The 16,620-nt window shown below is 69.2% G+C and carries 15 protein-coding genes and 2 pseudogenes; all 17 read left to right on the forward strand.

The genetic code is table 11. The annotated features are described in order from the left end of the window. Nucleotides 1–8: 8 nt before the first annotated feature. The 17 genes and pseudogenes from SA87_RS05095 (at nucleotide 9) to SA87_RS05175 (ending at nucleotide 16,552) form a co-directional block, all read left to right on the forward strand. Complete coding sequence (locus tag SA87_RS05095) at nucleotides 9–2,588, forward strand: chemotaxis protein CheW (protein WP_066200077.1); 2,580 nt, start codon at nucleotides 9–11, stop codon at nucleotides 2,586–2,588. A 30-nt stretch (nucleotides 2,589–2,618) separates the two neighbouring features. Beyond that, nucleotides 2,619–3,125, forward strand: coding sequence for a chemotaxis protein CheW (locus tag SA87_RS05100; protein ID WP_066200078.1), 507 nt, complete (start codon nucleotides 2,619–2,621; stop codon nucleotides 3,123–3,125). Next, on the forward strand, nucleotides 3,122–3,757 hold the full coding sequence (locus tag SA87_RS05105; RefSeq protein ID WP_066200080.1) for a chemotaxis protein CheC: 636 nt from the start codon (nucleotides 3,122–3,124) through the stop codon (nucleotides 3,755–3,757). The genes SA87_RS05100 and SA87_RS05105 overlap by 4 nt, the downstream gene beginning before the upstream one ends. Beyond that, nucleotides 3,754–4,233 carry a chemotaxis protein CheD gene (locus tag SA87_RS05110; protein WP_066200082.1) on the forward strand — a complete coding sequence of 160 codons (480 nt, stop codon included), beginning with the start codon at nucleotides 3,754–3,756 and terminating at the stop codon, nucleotides 4,231–4,233. Before SA87_RS05105 ends, SA87_RS05110 begins: the two co-directional genes overlap by 4 nt. Nucleotides 4,234–4,268: 35 nt before the next feature. Further along, nucleotides 4,269–5,072 (forward strand): sigma-70 family RNA polymerase sigma factor, encoded by an 804-nt coding sequence (locus tag SA87_RS05115; RefSeq protein ID WP_066200085.1) that lies wholly within the window; start codon nucleotides 4,269–4,271, stop codon nucleotides 5,070–5,072. Then, complete coding sequence (locus tag SA87_RS05120; RefSeq protein WP_066200088.1) at nucleotides 5,069–5,350, forward strand: hypothetical protein; 282 nt, start codon at nucleotides 5,069–5,071, stop codon at nucleotides 5,348–5,350. Before SA87_RS05115 ends, SA87_RS05120 begins: the two co-directional genes overlap by 4 nt. After that, complete coding sequence (locus SA87_RS14235) at nucleotides 5,337–5,945, forward strand: hypothetical protein (RefSeq protein WP_066200091.1); 609 nt, start codon at nucleotides 5,337–5,339, stop codon at nucleotides 5,943–5,945. The genes SA87_RS05120 and SA87_RS14235 overlap by 14 nt, the downstream gene beginning before the upstream one ends. A 151-nt stretch (nucleotides 5,946–6,096) precedes the next feature. After that, nucleotides 6,097–6,882 (forward strand): 30S ribosomal protein S2, encoded by a 786-nt coding sequence (gene rpsB, locus SA87_RS05130; RefSeq protein ID WP_066200094.1) that lies wholly within the window; start codon nucleotides 6,097–6,099, stop codon nucleotides 6,880–6,882. A gap of 120 nt (nucleotides 6,883–7,002) precedes the next feature. Continuing rightward, complete coding sequence (gene tsf / locus SA87_RS05135; RefSeq protein ID WP_066200098.1) at nucleotides 7,003–7,653, forward strand: translation elongation factor Ts; 651 nt, start codon at nucleotides 7,003–7,005, stop codon at nucleotides 7,651–7,653. Nucleotides 7,654–7,672: 19 nt separating this feature from the next. Then, nucleotides 7,673–8,389: pseudogene (pyrH, locus tag SA87_RS05140) on the forward strand (UMP kinase); the annotation flags it as partial. Between the two features lie 7 nt (nucleotides 8,390–8,396). Further along, nucleotides 8,397–8,954, forward strand: coding sequence for a ribosome recycling factor (gene frr / locus SA87_RS05145; protein WP_066200100.1), 558 nt, complete (start codon nucleotides 8,397–8,399; stop codon nucleotides 8,952–8,954). 199 nt (nucleotides 8,955–9,153) lie between these two features. Beyond that, nucleotides 9,154–9,870: an undecaprenyl pyrophosphate synthase gene (locus tag SA87_RS05150; RefSeq protein ID WP_066200306.1), complete on the forward strand. Its 717-nt coding sequence runs from the start codon at nucleotides 9,154–9,156 to the stop codon at nucleotides 9,868–9,870. Between the two features lie 13 nt (nucleotides 9,871–9,883). After that, nucleotides 9,884–10,687: a phosphatidate cytidylyltransferase gene (locus tag SA87_RS05155; RefSeq protein WP_066200104.1), complete on the forward strand. Its 804-nt coding sequence runs from the start codon at nucleotides 9,884–9,886 to the stop codon at nucleotides 10,685–10,687. 79 nt (nucleotides 10,688–10,766) lie between these two features. Then, nucleotides 10,767–12,074 carry a 1-deoxy-D-xylulose-5-phosphate reductoisomerase gene (gene dxr / locus SA87_RS05160; RefSeq protein WP_245637651.1) on the forward strand — a complete coding sequence of 436 codons (1,308 nt, stop codon included), beginning with the start codon at nucleotides 10,767–10,769 and terminating at the stop codon, nucleotides 12,072–12,074. Nucleotides 12,075–12,112: 38 nt separating this feature from the next. Beyond that, nucleotides 12,113–13,561, forward strand: coding sequence for an RIP metalloprotease RseP (gene rseP, locus SA87_RS05165; protein ID WP_066200107.1), 1,449 nt, complete (start codon nucleotides 12,113–12,115; stop codon nucleotides 13,559–13,561). Between the two features lie 60 nt (nucleotides 13,562–13,621). Further along, nucleotides 13,622–14,701 (forward strand): annotated as a pseudogene (ispG, locus tag SA87_RS05170) (flavodoxin-dependent (E)-4-hydroxy-3-methylbut-2-enyl-diphosphate synthase); the annotation flags it as partial. A 138-nt stretch (nucleotides 14,702–14,839) separates the two neighbouring features. Then, nucleotides 14,840–16,552 carry a proline--tRNA ligase gene (locus tag SA87_RS05175; RefSeq protein WP_066200110.1) on the forward strand — a complete coding sequence of 571 codons (1,713 nt, stop codon included), beginning with the start codon at nucleotides 14,840–14,842 and terminating at the stop codon, nucleotides 16,550–16,552. Nucleotides 16,553–16,620 lie beyond the last annotated feature (68 nt).

Here is a 16,620-nt window from a genome sequence, read left to right on the forward strand (position 1 = left end):
GCTTCACGATGGACCACGGCGAATATTTGGCGATGTTTCTCGACGAATCGCGCGAAAATGTCGGCCGGATCACGGAAGGGCTTCTCCGGCTTGAACAGGACCCGACGGATCGGGAGACGGTCAACGACCTCTTTCGGGCCGCCCACACCTTAAAAGGGATGTCGGCCACGATGGGGTTCGGACGCCTCGCGGAACTGACGCACGAGCTCGAAAGCGCCCTCGACCCGGTCCGCCAGGGCAAAACGACGCTCCGCCCGGAAGATGTCGACGTCCTGTTTCGGGCGACGGATCGGATGGAGGCGATGCTCCGGGACATCGAGGGCGGCGGATCGGGCGAGGCGCCGATCGACGATCTCGTGGCGGCGCTCCGGTCGCTGGGCGGCGGACCCGGGGGCGGGCCGGCGGCCGCCGGCGCTCCGCCTTCCGCCGGGAAGACGCCGGCCGGCGCCCTTCCCGACGACTACGACGTCTACCACCGGGAGATCATCCGCCAGGCCCTCGCCGAAGGCCTCGGCGTCTACCGGGTGGAAGTCGTCTTGCGGCCGGACGCCCTTCTGCCGGGGGCGCGGGCGTACGTCGTCTACCGCGCTCTGGAAGCGCTCGGGGAGATCGTCCACAGCCATCCGCCGGTCAAAGAATTGGAAGAAGGGCAATTTGACCGCTCGTTCGTCCTCACCGTGGTGAGCGCCGAGCCGGAGGCGGCCGTCCGCCGGGCGGTCGAGGGGGTGGCCGACGTCGAGACGGTGGCGGTGACGGCCCTGAACGCCGCATCCGGGGCGGCCGCGCACGGGGCGGCCGACCTGGGGGCCAGGGAGGTCGCGCCCGGCCCGTCCGCATCGGCCGAAACGCCGGGGGCGACCGCTTCGGTGGAAACGTACGCCGACTACGAGCCCCATCACCGGTCGGCGATCCGGGAAGCCCTGCGGCAGGGCCGACGGGCCGTCCGCCTCGAGGTCGTCCTCGTCCCCGGCGTGCTCTTAAAAGGCGCCCGGGCGTACGTCGTCTATCAGACCGCCGCCGGCTTCGGCGAGGTCATCCATACGGCGCCTCCGGCCGACCGGCTGGAAGACGGCGATTTTGAGGACGCCTTCGTCCTGACGCTGCTTACCGATGCCGCTCCGGACACCGTGGCTTGCGCGGTGCGGGGGATCAGCGAGATCCGGGACGTTCGGGCGATCGAGCTGGGGGCGCCGCCGGTTCAGGGGGCGGGACCGGCCGCCGGGTCGGCGGCGGGCCGGGCGGAACGTTCGGCCGCCGGGCAGACGAAACCTCCGTCCGCCGGGCAGGCGGAACCTCCGGCTCCCTCCGCCCCGGCGGCGGGCCGGCCGACCGCCGGTGACCGAACGGCGCCGGCGGGCCGGAAGGCGCCGGCGAAGGTCATCCGCGTCGACGCCGAGCGGCTGGACAAGCTGATGAACCTCTTCAGCGAACTCGTCATCGCTCGGGGGCGGCTGGAACTGATCGCCCGGGAGCTCGGCCACCGGGATCTCGCCGACATCGTCGAGCACATGAGCCGAACCGGGAGCGAACTGCAAAGCCTCATCCTCGCCATCCGGATGGTGAGCGTCGAGCACGTTTTTCAGCGCTTTCCCCGGATGGTCCGGGACGTCGCCCGGGAACTCGGGAAGTCGGTCCGCCTCGTGATCCGGGGCGAGGAGACGGAGCTCGACCGGACCGTCGTCGACGAGATCGGAGAGCCGCTTGTGCATCTTTTGCGGAACGCCGTCGACCACGGCCTCGAATCGGAGGCGGAGCGTAAGGCGGCGGGGAAGCCGCCGGAGGGGACGATCGAACTCGTCGCCTACCCGAGCGGCAACCACGTCTACATCGAGGTCAAAGACGACGGCCGGGGGATCGACCGGGAGAAGGTGCTGAAAAAGGCGATCGATCGGGGGCTCGTCCGGCCGGAACAGGCGGCGTCGATGCCCGATTCGGCGGTGTTCCAGCTCCTCTTTCAGCCCGGTTTCAGCACGTCGGATGTCGTGACCGATCTCTCCGGCCGGGGCGTCGGCCTCGACGTCGTCAAAAGCCGGATCGAGTCCCTGGGCGGCCGGGTGGATGTCTTTTCCAAGCGGGGGGCGGGCACCCTTTTTCGCCTTCAGCTGCCGCTTTCGCTTTCCATCCTGTACGCGATGCTCGTCGACATCGGCGGGGAGACCTACGCCCTTCCGATCGCCGATCTCGTCGAGACGCTCGGGATCCCGCCGGAGGCCGTTCGGACCGTGCACCGGCAGCCGGTGATCGACCTTCGGGGCGCGGTCGTCCCCCTCCTCGACGGCCGGCGCTTCTTTCGGACCGACGCCCCGCCCTTCCTCGCCGACGACGGCGCCGTCCGAAGACCGGAGGGGGGAGGCGGCGTCCTGTTCGTCGCCGTCGTGAAAAAGAACGACCGGCTCGCCGGCCTGATCGTCGACCGGTTCCTCGGGCAGCAGGAAATCGTCCTGAAATCCCTCGGCGCGTATCTCAAAGCCGTTCGGACATTTCTCGGGGCGACGATCCTCGGCGACGGCCGGGTGGCCCTCGTCGTGGAGCCGGCGGTCTTTTTTGAACCGCTCGCCCTCGCGGAGCCGGCCGGAAGCGGCCGGTGACGCCCATTTCAAGCCAAAGGAGTGAGACCGGTGCTGGAGTGGACGGAAGAGGAGGCCAAGCCGTCGGAGCGAAAGCTGGTCGTGTTTACCCTCGGCGACGAGCGGTACGCCGTCGACGTGAAGCACGTCGAGTCGATCGAGCGGATGCTCCCGATCACCCGGGTGCCGGAGGCGCCGGCGCATGTCCGGGGCGTCGTGAACCTCCGGGGCGTCGTCGTCCCGGTGGTCGATCTCCGGCGGAAGCTGGGGCTTTCGCCGGGGGAGGCGGCGGAGGAGGCGCGCCTTCTCGTCGTTCGGGACGGAGAGCTTTTGGTCGGCCTCGTCGTCGACGGGGCGGAGGACGTCGTCGACGTGCCGGAGGCGGCGATCGTGCCGCCGCCGGCGGTGGCGACGACGGTGCGGTCGGCCTACGTCGAAGGGATCGTCCGCCGGGACGAGGCGCTCATCGTCCTCCTGGACCTTTCCCGGGTGCTCACCGACGAGGAGCGGGCTTCCGCCGCCCGAGCTCGGGAGGCGGCGGAGGAAGGCGGCCGGTGAACGGGATCGGTCCGCTCAGCGATTTCCACCTCGACCTCATCCGGGAGATCGGGAACATCGGCGCCGCCCACGCGACGACGTCGCTGGCCAAGCTCACCGGCACCCGCATCGAGATGTCGGTGCCGTCGGCCCGGTTGCTCCGGCTCGCCGACGTCGGCGCCCTCGTGGGCGAGGAGCGGACGGTGGCCGCGGCGTACCTCGCCTTTGGCGGCGACATCGAGGGGAGCATTTTCCTCCTCTTTCCGCCGGACGGCGTCCGGGCGCTCCTTCGCCGGCTGCTCCCGGGGATCGAGGCCGCCTCCGGCGCGGAAGACGGCTTTTCTCCGCTGGAGTGGTCGGCGTTCAAGGAGGTCGGCAACATCCTCGCCGGGTCGCTCCTTTCGGCGCTGGCCGACTTTACCGGCCTCCGGATCGTCCCCGGCGTGCCGGATGCGACCGTCGACATGGGGCAGGCGATCCTCGTCTACGGCCTCCTGGAGGCCGGCAAGGTCGGCGACGTGGCCCTCGTCATCGATGCAACGATGAAGGGGCCGTCCCCCGACGAGGCGGCCATCGAGGCGCAGCTGTTTCTGTTCCCGTCGCCGGACGCCCTTGAGACGATTTTTCGGGCGCTGGGGGTGTCCGGGCCGTGACGGTGGTGAGCGTCGGCATCGCCGAACTGGCGGCGCTGGCATATCCCGGCCGCCTCCGGACCGCCGGGCTGGGCTCCTGCGTCGGCATTGCCCTCTACGACCGCTCGACCCGGGTCGGCGGCCTCGCCCACATCATGCTGCCGGACTCGTCCCACGCCCGGGGCGCGGTCCTCCCGGGCAAGTTCGCCGATACGGCGGTGCCGGAACTTCTCCGGCAGATGGAAGCCCTCGGCGCCCGGCGGCCGTTCATCGTCGCCAAGCTCGCCGGCGGCGCCCACATGTTCCGGCAGATCCAAAACGAAGCGCTCCTCATCGGCGCCCGGAACGTCGAGGCGGCCCGGGCGGCGCTTCGGGCGCACGGCGTTCCGATCGTCGCGGAAGATACCGGCGGTGACGTCGGCCGGACGATCGAGCTCGAACTCGCCGACGGCACGCTCACCGTCCGGACGGCCCGGCAGGAGGTCCGGGTGCTCTGACGCGGCCGAGGTCTTGGGCGAGGAGGGATCTGGCGGTGGACCCGGAACCGATCGCCTCGAACGGACTGGAAGAACTCTGGCGGCGGTACAAGGAGACCGGCTCCCGAACGCTTGAAAACGCCCTGGTGGAGCGGTACGCTTATCTCGTCGAACGGGCCGTCCGCACCCTCGCCGGCCGCTTCGGCGGCCGGGCCGAGGCCGACGAGATGCGGAGCTACGGCTACCTGGGGCTCCTCGATGCGGTGCGGAAGTTTGATCCGGAGCGGGGGCTCAAATTCGTCACCTACGCCTTCTGGCGCATCCGCGGGGCGATCTACGACGGTCTCCGGGCCGGCGACGCCCTCACCCGGAGCGCCCGGGATCAGCTCAAGCGGTACGAGGACGCCCGAGCGCGCCTGGAGCAGTCCCGCCTCCGGCGGGCGGACGATCGGGACGTCTCCCAGATGCTCGGACTCACGCTTCCGGCCCTCGCCGCCCTGAAGCGTTCCCGCTCGGCCGCCTACGGCACTCCGTCCGACGGGGAGGAAGCGTCGCCCTTCGAGCAGGTGCCGGACCAATCCGCGGAGCTCCCGGAGGACGCGAGCGTCCGGACGGCCCTCCGGCAGGCGCTGGCCGAGGCGATCGCCGCCCTCCCGGAAAAGGAGCGGATCGTTCTCGCGCTCTTTTATTACGAAGGCCTCACGCTGAGTGAGGTGGCGTCGGTGCTCGGCCTCTCTCCGTCCCGCATCTCCCAGCTGCACGGGCAGGCGCTCCGGCGCCTCCGGCCCGTCCTCACCCCGTGGTGGGACGGCGCGCCGGTGGACGGCCCCGGCGCCGAAGGGAAGGGGGACAAACGGTGAACTTCAGGCCGGTGGAACTGGAGGTGGCGCTTTCGCGGTCGCTGGAGGCGGCCTTTGAGCGGCAGGCGCTCGCGGGACAGCTTGCTGCGCAGGCGGAGGAGGCCGCCCGCCGGGTCGACGACGACCGCCGCCGGCGGCGGCTGACCGCCGAAGCGGCGGCGTTCGGGGAGGTCGACGCCCGCACCGGCCGGCGGCCGCCGGCCGCTTTCCGCCGCGCGGCGCCGGGTGAGGCCGGAGCGGGGGCGACCGGAGGCGGAAGATTCGATGTCCGAATCTGACCTCCTCGCCTTTTTGGCCCTCGGCCTCGCGGCGGTTGCGCTCTGGCTTCATGTCCGGTCGAACCGGCCGGCGGCCGGTCGGGAGGTGGCCGAGCTCGAGGCGGCGCTTCAGGCGCTCCTGGAGGCGGTCGAGCGCCTGGAGGAGGAGAACCGGGCGCTCCTCGACGCTCTGTGGCACGCCCGACCGGGGGAGGCGTCGGACCTCGGTCCGGCCGGCGGGAGGATCCCCGCCGAAAGCCCGTCCGGTTCGCCGCCGGAAGGGCGAAAGGGGCCTAAAGAGCGCCCGGGGCCGGGGCGGGGGGACGGCGCGGCCGGGCCGCCGGATGCTCCGGCGGTCCCCGGGCCTCCGGCGGCGTCTTCCGCCGCCGGCACCGCCGCCTCGGCCCCCGGCGGCTGGCGGGAGGAAGCCCTCCGGCGGCTTCGGGCGGGCGAGGCGCCGGAAGAGGTCGCCCGGGACCTCGGCCGGGGGACCCGGGAGGTGGCCCTCCTCGGCGCCTTCGGCGGTGCGCCGGAGACGGCGTCTTTCCGGCCGGAGGGGACGGGCCTTCGACCGCCGGAGGCGCCGCCGGAAGGGCGGGCGCCGCGGCGCGGTTGAATCACCGGCGGCGTTATGCTATAGTAAGGAACGGTCATCGACGCACGCTCCCGAAGGCCCGCGGGGTGCCGCGGTTTGGGCGGCCGAAAGGCCGGTCCGCGGTCGGCCGGGCGGTGCAGGGGGCGGAGGCGAACCCCAAAGGAGGATCTCCATGTCCATCGTTTCGATGAAGCAGCTCCTCGAGTCCGGCGTCCACTTCGGGCACCAGACGCGCCGCTGGAACCCGAAGATGGCGAAGTACATCTTCACCGAACGGAACGGCATCTACATCATCGACCTCCAGAAGACCGTCCGCAAGCTGGAAGAAGCCTACCGCTTCGTCCGGCAGCTGGCCGAAGAAGGCGGCACGGTCCTGTTCGTCGGGACGAAGAAGCAGGCGCAGGAGACGATCCGGGAAGAGGCTCAGCGGGCCGGCATGTTTTATGTCAACCACCGCTGGCTCGGCGGGACGCTGACGAACTTCGTCACCATCCAGAAGCGAATCGGCCGCCTCAAGGAACTGGAAAAGATGGAGACGGACGGCACGTTTGACGTCCTGCCGAAGAAGGAAGTCAACCGGCTGCGGAAAGAAAAAGAGCGCCTGGAGAAATACCTCGGCGGCATCCGGGAGATGAAGCGGCTTCCGGACGCCGTCTACATCGTCGATCCGCGCAAAGAGCGGATCGCCGTCCAGGAAGCCCGGAAGCTCGGCATCCCGATCGTCGCCATCGTCGATACGAACTGCGACCCGGATGAGATCGACTACGTCATCCCGGGGAACGACGATGCCATCCGGGCCGTCCGGCTCATCACGTCGAAGATCGCCGACGCCATCCTGGAGGGGCGCCAGGGCCGGGACGTCGCCCCGGAGAACGAAGCGGAGGACGAAGCGCCGGAAGCCGAGCTTGGCGACGGCGACGACGAGACGGAAGACGCCGAGGCCGCGACCGGCGCGTAAGGCCGGCCGCCGCTTTTCGGGAGGACAGGCGGAAGGGTGGAGGGAGCGTCCCGCCACCCTTTTTTCAGGCCACGGGCGAGAAGGCGGCCCGTGAGCATCGACGAAGGGAAGGGTTGCACGATGGCCATCACGGCGAGCATGGTGAAAGAACTTCGGGAGCGCACCGGCGCCGGGATGCTGGAATGCAAAAAGGCGCTGGAGGAAGCCGGCGGCGACATGGAGCGGGCCGCCCAGATTCTGCGGGAGCGCGGGATGGCGGCGGCCCAGAAGAAAGCCGGCCGCATCGCCGCCGAAGGGCTCGTCGAAAGCTACATCCACGCCGGCGGCCGCATCGGGGTGCTCGTCGAGGTGAACTGCGAGACGGACTTCGTCGCGAAAAACGACGATTTCCGGGCGTTCGTCCGGGAAGTGGCGATGCAGATCGCCGCCAACGCCCCCCGGTATGTCTCGAAGGAGGACGTTCCGGAAGACGTCATCGCCCGGGAAAAGGAGATCTACCGGCAGCAGGCGCTGAACGAAGGGAAGCCCGAGGCGGTCGTCGAGAAGATCGTCGAAGGGCGGATGAAAAACTTTTACAAGGAAGCGTGCCTCCTGGAACAACCGTACATCCGGGACGAGTCCAAGACCGTCGGCGAGCTTTTGAACGAACTCGTGGCGAGGATCGGGGAAAAGATCGTCGTCCGCCGCTTCGTCCGCTTCGAGCTCGGAGAAGGGATCGAGCGCAAGAAGGAAGACTTCGCCGAAGAAGTGATGCGCCAGGTGAAGGCGTAAGGCCGGCGGGGGGAGGCGCATGGAGCGACCGATCTACCGCCGGGTGGTGCTGAAGTTAAGCGGCGAGGCGCTGGCCGGCGAGCGGGGGTTCGGCCTCGACGCCGAAGTCCTCGCCTCCGTCGCCCGGCAGATCCAGTCGGTGCACGCCCTCGGCGTCCAGATCGCCGTCGTCGTCGGCGGCGGCAACATCTGGCGGGGCATCGCCGGTTCCCGGGAGGGGATCGACCGGGCGACCGCCGACTATATGGGCATGCTGGCGACGGTGATGAACGCGCTGGCGCTTCAGGACGCGCTGGAGAAAATCGGCGTCCCGACCCGCGTGCAGACGTCGATCGAGATGCGGCAGGTCGCCGAGCCGTACATCCGCCGCCGGGCGATCCGCCACCTGGAAAAGGGCCGGATCGTCATCTTTGCCGCCGGCACCGGCAACCCGTTTTTTTCGACCGACACGACGGCGGCCCTGCGGGCGGCGGAGATCGAGGCGGAAGTCATCCTGATGGCGAAAAACAAAGTCAACGGCGTCTACTCCGCCGACCCCCTCAAGGACCCGAGCGCCCGAAAATTCGACCGCCTGTCGTACCTCGACCTCCTCAATCTCGGCCTCGGCGTCATGGACGCGACGGCCTCGTCCCTTTGCATGGACAACAACATCCCGATCATCGTCTTTTCCGTCCACGAGCCGGACAATATCCGCCGGGTCGTTCTCGGCGAGCCGATCGGCACGTACATAGGGGGGGAGTCCGGTGAGCCATCCGGCGATCGAAGAAGCCCGCAACAAAATGGAAAAAGCCGTGAGCGTGCTTAAGGGGGAGCTCGTCTCCGTCCGGGCCGGCCGGGCCAACCCGGCGATGCTGGAAAAGGTGACGGTGAGCTACTACGGCGCGGACGTCCCCCTGAATCAGGTGGCGACGATCACGGCGCCGGAGCCGCGGCTTCTCGTCATCACGCCGTGGGACGGAAGCGTCCTCGGCGAAATCGAGCGGGCGATCCAAAAATCCGACCTCGGCTTAAACCCGACGAACGACGGCAAGGTCGTCCGCATCGTCCTGCCGCCGCTTACGGAAGAGCGCCGGCGGGAGCTCGTCAAGCTCGTCAAAAAGTACGGGGAAGAAGCCAAAGTCGCCATCCGGAACGTCCGCCGGGACGCCCTGGAGGTGCTCAAAAAGGCGGAAAAAGACGGCGAGCTCCCCGAGGACACCGCCCGTCGGCTGCAGGACGAGCTGCAGAAGACGACCGACGCCTACGTCAAAAAGGTCGACGAGATCGTCGAAGCCAAGGAAGCGGAAATCCTCGAAATTTAGCGCCGCCACCTGCACGCGCCCCCTCCCGTCCGCGAGGGGGCTCGTCTGTTCCGATCGGCGGCCGACGAGGAGAAAGCGGGGGAACGCGTTGGCGGCTTGGCGCTTTTGGCGGCGGAGGCGTCCGGCGCCGGACGGCGGCGAGGCGCCGGGCGGGCGGGAAGGGCCGCCCGTCCGGACGTCGCCGGACGAGCGAGCGCGGCTGAACGGCTCCCGCCTGCCGGTGCCGCGGCACGTGGCCATCATCATGGACGGCAACGGCCGCTGGGCCCGGGCCCGGGGGCTCCCCCGGGTGATGGGGCACCGGGAAGGGATGAAAACCGTCCGGGAAGTGGCGCTGGCTGCCCACGGGCTCGGCATCGAGGTGCTGACGCTGTACGCCTTTTCCACGGAAAACTGGAAACGGCCGAGGGACGAAGTCGACTTTTTGATGGCCCTGCCGCAAGAATTTTTACAAACCGAGCTGGAAAACCTGATCCAGAACAACGTCCGCGTTCGGGTGATGGGAGACCCGAACCCGCTCCCGCCCCACACCCGGGCGGCGGTCGAGGAAGCGGTGCGGCGGACGGCGGCAAACACTGGACTCATCCTGAACTTTGCTTTAAATTATGGGGGAAGGATGGACATCGCCCGCGCCGCCCGGAAGCTGGCGGAGTCGGCCGTCGCCGGCGAAATCCGGCCGGAGGCGATCGACGAAGCGGCGGTGGCGGCGGCGCTTTCGACCGCCGGGCTGCCGGATCCGGATCTTCTCATCCGGACGAGCGGCGAGATGCGTCTGTCGAACTTCATGCTGTTTGAGCTCGCCTATACGGAACTTTGGTTCGTCGACAAGCTGTGGCCCGATTTTCGCCGTGAAGATCTGGAGGCCGCCGTGGAAGCGTATCGCCGGCGCGACAGGCGGTTTGGCGGCTTGGGGTGAGGAGTGAGCGCGGGTGGCGAAGCGCATCGCGACCGGCGTCATCGGCGGGGGCGTGTTTCTCTGGCTGACGGTGTGGGGAGGGGGGGCCTTTGCCGGCCTGATCGCCGCCATCGGACTGGGGATGTTTTACGAGTACGTCCGCATGCACGGCGACCGGCCGACCGCGCCGCACGCGCTGCTCGGCTTTGCGCTGACGTTTGTCCTTATTTTTTTTACCCTCGGCGAGATCCGGGACCGGCTCAAACTCGACCTGCTTTGGGCGGTCACGTTTCTACTTCTCTTTATCGCCGTCGCCACCCAGAACCGCGTCTCCCTGCGGCGGCTGAGCTACATTCTCGTCGGCGCCGTCTACATCGGCCTCGGCCTTCATTACTTTCATGCCGTCCGCAACGTCGAGCGGGGGCTTCCGCTCACGCTCTGGGTCCTTGCCGTCGTCTGGACGACCGACACGGCGGCGTATTTCGTCGGCCGCGCCTTTGGTCGGCATCTCCTCTGGCCGTCGATCAGCCCGAAGAAGACGTGGGAAGGGGCCGTCGGCGGCCTCGTCGCCGGCATGGCCGCCGCCCTCATCGCCGCCGAGGTCCTCGGCCTTCCGTACCGGGCGCTCCCGCTCTTTGCGACGGCGGCGCTCGTCTCCATCGGCGGTCAGGTCGGCGACCTCATCGAATCGGCGATCAAGCGGAGCCTCGGCGTGAAGGACTCCGGGAGCCTCCTCCCGGGCCACGGGGGGCTTTTTGACCGGTTCGACAGCCTGATCGTCGCCTTCCCGACCTTCGTCTGGGCCGCCCGGATGCTGGCGCCGTTCCTCTGGCCGTAGGCGCGCCGGGCCGGCAAGCCGAAGGCGACGCTTCTTTCCCGGGGCAAAAGTCGCCCCGCCGCTCCGCGGCGGACCGCGGATGAAAAATCATGGCGAGCGGGTGAAAACGGAGCGGCGGATGAAACGTCGGCGATGTGGAAAAACGGTGTGGGGACGGTGGATGATGCATACGCACCGGACGGAAACGGGGGCCGGATCCCGAAGCGGACGTCCGGAGGGCCTCGTCGTCCTCGGCTCGACGGGATCGATCGGCACCCAAACGCTCGACGTCGTCCGGCGGCACCCGGAGCGCTTCCGCGTCGTCGGCCTCGTCGCCGGGACGAACGATACGCTTCTTTATGACCAGATCCGGGAATTTCGCCCCGACTGCGTCGCGATGAAAGACGAGGCGTCGCTTCAGCGCCTTCTCCTCAAACTCCACGCCCTCCCCGAGCCCCGACGCCCGCGGGAGATCGGCTTCGGCTTTGAGGCGATCGCCCGGTGCGCCGTCCATCCGGAGGCCGTTCGCGTGATGAGCGCCCTCGTCGGCTTTGCCGGCGTCCGGCCGACCCTCGCCGCCCTCCAGGCCGGAAAGACGGTCCTCCTCGCCAACAAAGAAACCCTCGTCGCCGCCGGTTCTGTCGTGCGGGCGGCGGAAGCGGCCGGCGGCGGTCGGATCGTCCCGGTCGACAGCGAGCACGCCGCCGCCCGAATCGCCCTCCGCGGCCAGCCGCCGGAGGCCGTCTTGCGCCTCGTCCTCACCGCCTCCGGCGGGGCGTTTCGCCATCTTGACCGCGCCGCCCTCGCAGACGTCACCGTGCGGGACGCCCTCCGGCACCCGACGTGGCGCATGGGGAAAAAACTCACCGTCGATTCGGCGACGCTCATGAACAAAGGGCTCGAGGTGATCGAAGCCCACGTCCTTTTCGGACTTCCCCTCGAGCGGATCGACGTCGTCCTCCATGATGAAAGCCTCGTGCACGCTATGGTAGAATTAAAGGACGGGACGTTCGTCGCCGTCCTCGGCCCCCGGGACATGCGCCTGCCGATCCAGCAGGCGCTCTTCGACCCCGAAAGCCCGCCGGCTCTGGGCGAGCGCCTCGACCTCGCCCGGATCGGGGCGCTGCATTTCCGGCCGGTCGATCCGGCGCGCTATCCGGCCCTCGGCCTGGCCTACGCCGCCGCCCGCGCCGGCGGCACGGCGCCGACGGTGCTTTCGGCCGCCAACGAGGTGGCGGTGGCGGCCTTTTTGGACGGCAGGCTCTCCTTTGCGGCCATCGAGGCCGTCGTCGAGGCGGTGCTCGCCGCCCATGCGCCGGTTCCGGCGACCGACCTCGAGACGATCGAGGCGGCCGACCGGTGGGCCCGGGAACGGGCCCGGGCCGAAGTGCTGGCCCGGAGCGGCTGACCGGACGCCTCCGGCGATCATCGGAAGGAGGCGAAACGATGCCGAGCCTCGGTTTTCTCGGCACCGCCCTCGCCATCGTGGCGGTGTTCGGGCTTTTGGTCTTCGTTCACGAGCTCGGTCATTTCCTCCTGGCCCGGCGGGCCGGGATTTTGGCGCGGGAGTTTGCCATCGGCTTCGGTCCGAAGCTTTTTAGCTTTAAACCGGGCGAGACCCTCTGGTCGGTGCGGCTTCTCCCCCTCGGCGGCTACGTCCGCATGGCCGGCGAGGACGTCGAAGGGGAGCCGCTCAAGCCGGGTCAGCGGGTCCGCCTCGAGCGGGACGGCGACGTCGTCCGGCGCATCCACCTCGACGCGCCGGAAGGGTCGGTCGTCGTCCGCTCGGATCTCGAACGGGGGCTTCGCCTGACCGTCGAGGAGGGGGGAGAAGAACGCACCTATCCGGTCGCCCGGGACGCCGAGATCGTCTCGGGGGGAGAAGCGATCCAGATCGCTCCGTGGGACCGGCAGTTCGGCTCGAAATCGCTCCTCGACCGGTTTTGGGTCCTCGTCGCCGGACCGCTTTTTAACCTGCTCCTCGCGGCGGTGCTCTTTTCGCTGCTGGCGCTTTTAAGCGGCGTGCCGAACCCGGCGCCGGTCGTCGGCCAGGTCGGACCGGAGACCCCGGCGGCGGCGGCCGGCCTTCGGGCCGGGGACGTCATCCGGGCGGTGAACGGGCAGCCGGTCGCCTCGTGGGACGACCTGCAGCGGGCGATCGGCGAAAGCACCGCCGATGCCCTCGCCGTCGACGTCGAGCGGGACGGCCGGGACTTTCGGGCGGTCGTCCGGCCGAAGCGGCAGTTTTTCATCGCGCAGATGACGAACACCGCCCAGATCGAACTTCTCCCGGGGGATGAGGTGACGGCGATCGACGGGACGCCCCTCGAAAGCGTCACCCAGGCGGAGGCCCTCCTCGAGGCGGCCGCGGGCCGGCCGGTCCGCCTTACCGTCCTCCGGGACGGCCGACCGGTCGACGTTTCATACGACCTCGGGAAGTACCGCCTCACCCTCGGCGAGCGGCGGATCATCGGCATCTATCAGGAGCGGACGTTTTCCGTCTGGGCCGCCCTCGTGGACGGTCCGAAGGAGACGGTCCTCTGGATCGGCCGCATCTTCGCCTCCCTCGGCGCCCTCTTTCAGAGCCATCACCCCCTCGACCAGCTCGGCGGGCCGGTGGCGATCTTCAAGCTCACCGGCGACGCGGCCCAGCGGGGCTTCTCGACGCTCCTTTTCTGGACGGCGCTTCTTTCGATCAACCTCGGCGTGTTCAATCTGCTCCCGATTCCGGCCTTGGACGGCGGCCGGCTCCTCTTCCTCGCGATCGAGGCCGTTCGGGGCCGTCCGATCGACCAGGCCAAAGAGGGCCTCGTCCACCTCATCGGCTTTGCGCTCCTCCTCCTCTTCATCGTCCTCGTCACCTGGAACGACATCCAGAAGCTCTTCCTCGGCTGAGGCGCGGACCAGGCGCTCCCCGGCCGAGGGGCGGCCAGACCGCCGGAAGGAGGCACGGGCGTGTACACCCGCGAACAGACGAAGCCCGTCCGGGTCGGACGGGTTCAGATCGGCGGCCAGCCGTCGGTCGTCATCCAGTCGATGACGACGACCGACACCCGGGACGTCGACGGGACGCTCCGGCAAATCGAGGCGCTCCATGCGGCCGGCTGCCAGATCGTCCGCCTCGCCGTCGTCGACGAACGGGCGGCGGAGGCCCTTCGGGAGATCAAGCGCCGCTCGCCGCTTCCGATCGTCGCCGACATCCACTTCGACTACCGGCTGGCTTTGAAGGCGATCGATGCCGGCGTCGACAAGGTGCGGATCAACCCGGGGAACATCGGCTCCCGGGAGCGGGTGAAAGCGGTCGTTCGGGCGGCCAAAGAGCGCGGCGTGCCGATCCGGATCGGCGTCAACTCCGGCTCCGTCGAGCGGCCCCTTCTGGAAAAATACGGCTCGCCGACCGCCGATGCCCTCGTGGAAAGCGCCCTCGGCCACATTGAGATCCTCGAAGACCTCGAGTTCACCGACATCGTCGTCTCGCTCAAGTCAACCGACGTCCCGACGATGATCGCGGCGTATCGGAAGATGGCCGAGGTGCGGCCGTACCCGCTCCACGTCGGCGTGACGGAGGCGGGAACCGCCTGGAGCGGCGCCATCAAATCGGCCGTCGGCATCGGGACGGTGCTCGCCTTAGGTCTTGGCGATACGATCCGGGTGTCGCTCGCCGCCGATCCGGTGGAAGAGATCAAGGTCGCGAAGCAGATCTTAAAGAGCCTCAACCTCGCCGCCTCGGAGCCGGTCGTCGTCGCCTGCCCGACGTGCGGCCGGGTGGCGATCGACGTCATCGGCCTCGCCGAAAGGATCGAGCAGGCGGTGGCGACGAAGAAGCGGCCGTGGAAGATCGCCGTCATGGGCTGCGCGGTGAACGGTCCCGGGGAGGCCCGGGAGGCGGACATCGGCGTCGCCGGCGGCCGCGGCGAAGGGCTCCTCTTCCGGGGCGGGAAGATCATCCGCAAGGTCAAAGAAGAAGAGCTGTTCGACGCCCTCATGGCCGAACTCGAACAGATGGAGCGGGAAGCCGAGGCCCGGGAAGCGGGGTCCGGCCCTGCCGCGCCGGATGGCTATGCGCTTCAGGCCGGCGGCGCCTTCGAAGGCGCCGGAGGCGGCGCGGACGGAGCCGCTTTGGTGCCTTCCGGGACCTCCGGCGGCGAACCACGCGGAAAGTGAGGCGAAGCGATGCGTCAGTCGCGGGCGTTCATTCCGACGATGCGGGACGTGCCGGCGGAGGCGGAGGTGGCGAGCCACCGCCTCCTTCTCCGGGCCGGATACATACGGCAGGTCGCCTCCGGCGTCTACACCTACCTCCCCCTCGCCTGGCGGGTGCTCAAAAAGGCGATGGCGATCATCCGGGAGGAGATGGACGCCGCCGGCGGGCAGGAAATCCTCATGCCGGCGCTCCAGCCGGCGGAGCTCTGGCAGGCGACCGGCCGCTGGGACGACTACGGTCCCCTCATGATGCGGCTCGTCGACCGGCACGAACGGCCGTTTGCCCTCGGCCCCACCCACGAAGAGGTCATCACCGCCCTCGTCCGGGACGAGGTGAAGTCGTACCGCCGGCTCCCCCTCATCCTGTACCAGATTCAGACGAAGTTTCGGGATGAGTACCGGCCCCGCTTCGGCCTCCTTCGGGGCCGGGAGTTCATCATGAAGGACGCCTACTCGTTCGACCGGGACGAGGCGGGGCTCGAGGCGAGCTACCGGGCGATGTACCGGGCGTACGTCCGCATCTTCGAGCGGATGGGCCTCAAGTTCCGGGCGGTCGAGGCGGACGCCGGCGCCATCGGCGGCTCGTACAACCACGAGTTCATGGTCCTCGCCGACGTCGGCGAAGACACGATCGCCTATTGCACGGCGTGCGACTACGCCGCCAACGTCGAACGGGCGGAAGTGCCGCCGCCGGATCCGGCTTCGGCGCCGGATGAGCCCGTGCGGCCCCTCGAACGGGCGAGGACGCCGGGGATCCGGACCGTCGCCGAACAGGCGGCGATCCTCGGCCTTCCCCTCGAGAAGATCATCAAAAACGTCGTCTACCTCGCCGACGGCGCTCCGGTCGTCGTCCTCGTCCGGGGCGATCACCAGGTGAATGAGGTCAAGGTGAAAAACTTCCTCGGCGCCCGGTTCCTCGAGATGGCCGACGAGGCGACGATCCGGCGGCTCTTCGGCGCCGGCCCCGGCTTCGTCGGCCCGATCGGCGCCCGGGACGTCCGCATCCTCGCCGACCATGCCGTCCGGCACCTCCGGAACGCCTCCACCGGCGCCAACGAAGACGACTGGCACTACGTCGGCGTCAACCCCGGCCGAGATTTTCAGGTGGAGGCGTACGGGGACTTCCGGGTCGCTCAGGAAGGGGACGCCTGCCCCCGCTGCGGCGCGCCGCTCGCCTTCGCCCGGGGGATTGAGGTCGGCCACGTCTTCAAGCTCGGCACGAAATACTCGGCGGCGCTCGGGGCCGTCTACCTCGACGAAGACGGCCGGCAGCGGGAGATGCTCATGGGGAGTTACGGCATCGGCGTCTCCCGGGTGATCCAGGCCGCCGTCGAACAGTCCCACGACGAAGACGGCATCATCTGGCCGCCGGCCCTCGCCCCGTTCGACCTCCACCTCCTCGTCGTCAACGCCGCCGACGCCGATCAGCTGACGGTGGCGGAGGGGCTGTACGATGCCCTCACCTCGGGCGGCCTCGACGTCCTCTACGACGACCGGCCGGAGCGGGCCGGGGTGAAGTTCAAGGACGCCGACCTCATCGGCATCCCGCTCCAGGTGATCGTCGGAAGCGGCGTCAAGGACGGCGAGATCGAGCTCAAAATCCGCCGGACAAAAGAAAAACGTCGGGTCCCCCTGCCGGAGGCCCTCGAGACGATCCGCGCGGTGCGCTCCGAACTCGCGTGAAGGCGGATGCCGACCCCGACCGCCCGGTCCCGCCGAGAAGGCGGTCGAACCGCCGGCGGTCGGACCGG

The sequence above is a fragment of the Hydrogenibacillus schlegelii genome, from assembly GCF_001653195.1.
GTDB classification, from domain to species: Bacteria; Bacillota; Bacilli; order Thermicanales; family DSM-22653; genus Hydrogenibacillus; species Hydrogenibacillus schlegelii.